Source organism: Psychrobacter sp. DAB_AL32B (assembly GCF_002224105.1).
GTDB lineage: Bacteria > Pseudomonadota > Gammaproteobacteria > Pseudomonadales > Moraxellaceae > Psychrobacter.
In genome coordinates this window covers 1-824 of sequence record NZ_NEXU01000141.1, presented here as the reverse complement: position 1 = coordinate 824, position 824 = coordinate 1, and the positions used below count along the sequence as shown (strand labels likewise).

Genomic DNA, 824 nt, shown 5'->3' with positions numbered 1-824 from the left:
CACTAAGGGATAGCTGTTGTTTATCTGACTTACTTAAAGCCTCATGTATGCCTAAAAGCGTCTTTTATTACCATAGAACAAAGCTTGAGAGTGACGATAAGTACGCTGATTTAAAACAGCGAATTACTGAACTTTACCATCAGCATAAAGGCAGGTATGGCTACCGCAGAGTCACGGCCGCGTTAAAGTATCTAGGGATTCATCACAACCATAAGCTCATTGCTAAGCTTATGCGTCAAATGAAGCTTAGCGCAAAGATAAGACGTCAGAAGTACCGCTCCTATAAAGGACAACAAGGTAAAATCGCGAAGAATCATTTAAAGCGCCAGTTTTATTCAGGTCATCCGCATAAACGCTGGCTCACTGACATTACTGAGTTTAAGGTGGGTGATAATAAGCTGTATTTATCGCCTATACTCGATTGTTATAACAATGAGATCGTCAGTTATACGCTCTCAAGGCGCCCAACCTATGACTTAGTTAGTAAGATGCTTGATGATGCTTTAGCAAAGACTAAAGCGTGTCGTGATAAGGCACTAATGCTGCACTCTGATCAAGGATGGCATTATCAAATGAGACAGTTTGGACAGGTGCTTAAACAGCATGGTATTAAGCAAAGTATGAGCAGAAAAGGCAACTGCTTAGATAACGCACTGATGGAAGGGTTCTTCGGGACACTTAAGTGTGAGACGATTTATATTGAAAAACCTCAAACGATTGAGGATTTAGAACAACAGATTCACGAGTATATTCATTATTACAACAATGAGCGTATTCAGATGAAACTGAAAGGACTGAGTCCTGTGCAGTACAGAACTCAGTCC

1 protein-coding gene is annotated in these 824 nt (G+C 40.7%); it reads left to right on the top strand.

Annotation, left to right across the window (positions count from 1 at the left end; genetic code table 11):
• A partial coding sequence (locus tag CAN34_RS13690; protein WP_123891922.1) for an IS3 family transposase occupies nucleotides 1-824 on the top strand: 824 nt, incomplete at both ends.